The organism is Flavobacterium sp. (assembly GCF_049318185.1).
Classification (GTDB): Bacteria; Bacteroidota; Bacteroidia; order Flavobacteriales; family Flavobacteriaceae; genus Flavobacterium.
In genome coordinates this window covers 1-3746 of the sequence record NZ_JBMOGV010000158.1, presented here as the reverse complement: position 1 = coordinate 3746, position 3746 = coordinate 1, and the positions used below count along the sequence as shown (strand labels likewise).

Below are 3746 nucleotides of genomic sequence, written 5' to 3'. Positions count from 1 at the left end.
ATTTATCAAGAAAATAAAGTGATTTTATCACAAATCAATCTTGAAGTTCAAAAAGGCGAATTTCTATATATTATAGGTAAAACAGGAACTGGAAAAAGTAGTTTTATGAAAACGCTTTATGCTGATTTACCTTTAACCGAAGGTGAAGGCAAGATAGTTGGCTATGATTTAGCTCATTTAAAAGAAGATGAAATTCCGTTTTTGAGAAGAAAATTAGGTATAGTTTTTCAGGATTTTTTATTGTTACCAGATAGAAGTATTAACGAAAACATGCTTTTTGTATTAAAAGCCACAGGCTGGACTGATGTTGCTTCTATGCAAAATAAAATTGACGAAGTTTTAGAAAAAGTAGGTCTTATAGGAATTGCTAAAAAAATGCCGCATCAACTTTCGGGTGGCGAACAGCAAAGAGTTGCAATTGCAAGAGCTTTGCTTAATGATCCCGAATTAATTCTTGCAGACGAACCCACCGGAAATCTTGATCCACAAACTAGTGCTGAAGTATTAGCTGTTTTGAAAAAAATCAACGAAAATGGTAAAACCGTTATCATGTCAACACATGATTATGCTGTAATCATGAAATTTCCAGCCAAGACATTAAAGTGTGAAGACAATACTATTTTTGAAGTAGTTCAAAAAACGGTTTAGGTTTTTTTCTAGTCTACCTCTAAATGAAATAATATGAAAACTATCTGATTCTTGTAGGGGTTTTTCAGAAAAATCATAATTGGAAACATAACATCAGCATCCGTCAAAAGCAACTGGAGAAACAGGTTACAGTGAGTTATTATGAGTTTCCATCACTGCCAAAAGGTTAAATTAACTGTAAATTGCAATCTGTTTTTCATTCAATCCATTGGGCAATAACTCTAAATTACCTATATTCTGATTCCCAATCTGGTGTTACATACTACAATAAATTCAGCACCCACCAAAGATTACGATCTTTGTCATGAAAATTAACCAAATGCGGATTGAAAAATTGATTTTTAAATTGTTTTTCAACAAATCTTTCTGAGTATCTAACTAAAATTAAATTAAATCGATCACATCAATTCTGCTTATAAAATCTATTCTATTAGATAAAATATATTTTCTTTGCATATTTACAAAATATAGTTATTAATGTTATCAATACTTATTCCTTCCTATAATTACAATGCCTTGTCTTTAGTATCTGAAATTCATGATCAGGTTAAAAGGTCCGAAATTCCATTTGAAATTATTTGTTTGGACGATGCTTCTACTAACTTATTTTCAGAAAATGAAAAAATAAATCTTCTAGCAAATTGCAACTATGAAATGTTAAAAAAAAATATTGGCAGGAGTAAAATCAGGAATTTATTAGCCTATAAAGCCCAATATGACTGGTTACTTTTTTTAGATGTGGATGTTTTTCCTAAAGATGAGGATTTTATTGGCAGATACGTTCCGTTTTTGAATGATGAAATTAAGATAGTTAACGGAGGAATTTTGTATCAAAGTGAAAAACCCGAAAAAAGTAAAGTTTTGAGATGGGTTTATGGCAAAAACAGGGAATCAATACACTTTACCAAAAGACAAAAAAATCCTTATCTAAGTTTTTTATCTTTAAATTTCTTGATTCATAAATCTTTTTTTTCGACAGTATCTTTTAACGAATCCCTACCAAATCTGAGACACGAAGACACTTTGTTTTCTTATAATTTAATGCAAAACAAGTTTACTGTTGAGCATATTAACAACCCAATTTATCACCTAGGATTAGACGATTTTGAAGTTACTATTAAAAAAGAAAACGAGTCCCTAATTGCCTTGAAAAATCTGATTGACAATAATTTACTAGATCCTGATTATATAAAAATAGCAAAAGTGTTCGAAATAATTAAAACCCTTAAATTGGTTTTTATTTTTAATTTGTTTTATAAAATGACACGAAGCATTATATTAAAGAATCTGTCGAGTAACAAACCAATATTATTTTTGTTTGATTTATACCGATTGGGGTATTTATCTAGTTTACAAAGAAAATAAATCAGGATTTAACCAAACCTTCAAGAAGCTCATGCCAAATTTGCATGATAGTCTTTATATCGTATTTTTTAATATTTTCCAACGAATTATTACCTAATTCTCTTCTTAGGTTTTCATTTTCAATTAGCATTTCAACAGCTTTTAAATAATCTGTTTCATTACCATCTTCTATCAAAAAACCATTTACATGATTTGTTATAATACTTCTTGGCCCACATGGGCAATCATAGGCGACACAAGGTAAACCACAAGCCATTGCTTCTATCAATACCATACCAAACGCCTCTGATCTTGAGGTCATCAAATAAAAGGACGATTCAAAATAATGGTTTTGAATTTCTAATGTTGGAGCAATAAAATTCACATTTTTAGAAATTTGCAAATCAGTTGCCATTTTTTGATATCGTAAATCTTCATCCCATTGTCCACAAATATCAAGTTCCCAATCGGGATGATTTTCAATTACTTTTTTCCATATCTCTAATAACCTATCAATACCTTTTTCATAACTGTGTCTTGATACAGCTACAGCTTTTTTATTTTTTAAATCAGATTGTTTCGGCAAAATAAAACTAAGCGGATTAGGAATTACTTTACTATTTTTTAAATTCCATTCGTTACTGCCTTCCTGAGTTTCAAAAACAACCCTGTCAAATTTCCTCTTCGAGTATAATTTAATTGATTGTACAAGGGCAAATCTTAATTTACCAAATAACCCTTTAAACCAGATTTTTCTTAAAGATGTGGATACATGGGTTTCAAAAATTATAGGTGACTGTGATTTTATGATCCAAGGTAAATAACTCCAATATAGCGCATCACAAATAATAATTACATCTGGTTTTATTTTTGAAATTGTTTCATTAATATAACGAATATAATTATATAAAAATCGAAGTGAATTTCCAAAATGGGTAATTGAGTACCAATTTATTTTGGAATCAAATTCATAAAAAAAAGAGGCATCAGCACTATTTGGCGCAAGAATATGTACTTCATAACCCAAAAAAGTTGAGAAATAATTTGCTTTTAAAGCCATTACTCTGGCAATTCCTCCAGAATTTGTAAGCTCAGGAGCGATATACAATATTCTCATTTTTTTGATTTCAAATATTCTTTAAAATTCCGAATATAATCTTCCTCTTTATAAACAGCTGATGCCAAAACAAGGCAAACGGCACCAGAGGAAAAATTCTCAAGTTCGCGCCAGATATTATTTTTGATCAATAATCCCTTATCGGGCTTATTCAAAGTGATTTTTTCGCTAGAAATTCCATCCTTTAAAATAACATCAAAACTGCCAGATATGGCAATTAAAACCTGTTGAATACTTTTATGTGAATGACCGCCACGTTTTGCAGAACTCGGAATATCATATAAATAATACACCCTCTTTATTTCAAAAGGAACGGTATTATTTTCTATTATAGCAATATTACCTTGCTTCTTTTCATTTTTTGGGATATCAATAATTTCTATATTCATAATTCTGCCTAATTTTTGTCGTGAAAATCCTTAATTTTCATCAAATCTAACCATTGTTTTCCAATATTCTCTAAAGACAAATGCTGTATACTTTGCAATGTGTTCTGTTTACAATATTGATATAATTTTTTATCGGTAACCAAAAGATCGATTGCTTCGGTCAGTTTTTCCACATTCTGGTCTTCTACCAAAAGTCCGTTTTTATTATCAATAATGATTTCCCCAGGACCCGATGGGCAATCAAAAGC

5 protein-coding genes are annotated in these 3746 nt (G+C 30.1%); 2 read left to right on the top strand and 3 right to left on the bottom strand.

From position 1 onward, the window contains the following. The coding region (locus ACOYLT_RS10730) for a cell division ATP-binding protein FtsE (RefSeq protein ID WP_422853844.1) at window positions 1-648 on the top strand (648 nt) is incomplete at its 5' end. A 477-nt stretch (window positions 649-1125) separates the two neighbouring features. After that, window positions 1126-2013 (top strand): glycosyltransferase family 2 protein, encoded by an 888-nt coding sequence (locus ACOYLT_RS10725; RefSeq protein ID WP_422853843.1) that lies wholly within the window; start codon window positions 1126-1128, stop codon window positions 2011-2013. A 1-nt stretch (window position 2014) separates the two neighbouring features. On the opposite strand, the gene ACOYLT_RS10720 is transcribed toward ACOYLT_RS10725, so the two are convergent. From ACOYLT_RS10720 to ACOYLT_RS10710, 3 genes are all read right to left on the bottom strand, one after another. Continuing rightward, on the bottom strand, window positions 2015-3109 hold the full coding sequence (locus ACOYLT_RS10720) for a glycosyltransferase family 4 protein (protein ID WP_422853842.1): 1095 nt from the start codon (window positions 3107-3109) through the stop codon (window positions 2015-2017). Then, window positions 3106-3498: a sugar 3,4-ketoisomerase gene (locus tag ACOYLT_RS10715; RefSeq protein WP_422853841.1), complete on the bottom strand. Its 393-nt coding sequence runs from the start codon at window positions 3496-3498 to the stop codon at window positions 3106-3108. Before ACOYLT_RS10715 ends, ACOYLT_RS10720 begins: the two co-directional genes overlap by 4 nt. A gap of 8 nt (window positions 3499-3506) precedes the next feature. Further along, window positions 3507-3746, bottom strand: a 240-nt coding sequence (locus tag ACOYLT_RS10710; RefSeq protein ID WP_422853840.1) for a glycosyltransferase, incomplete at its 5' end; no start/stop codon positions are given.

Coding starts and splice junctions, on each gene's coding strand:
- ACOYLT_RS10725 (WP_422853843.1), top strand. CDS start 1,126: ATGTTATCAATACTTATTCCTTCCTATAATTACAATGCCTTGTCTTTA.
- ACOYLT_RS10720 (WP_422853842.1), bottom strand. CDS start 3,109: ATGAGAATATTGTATATCGCTCCTGAGCTTACAAATTCTGGAGGAATT.
- ACOYLT_RS10715 (WP_422853841.1), bottom strand. CDS start 3,498: ATGAATATAGAAATTATTGATATCCCAAAAAATGAAAAGAAGCAAGGT.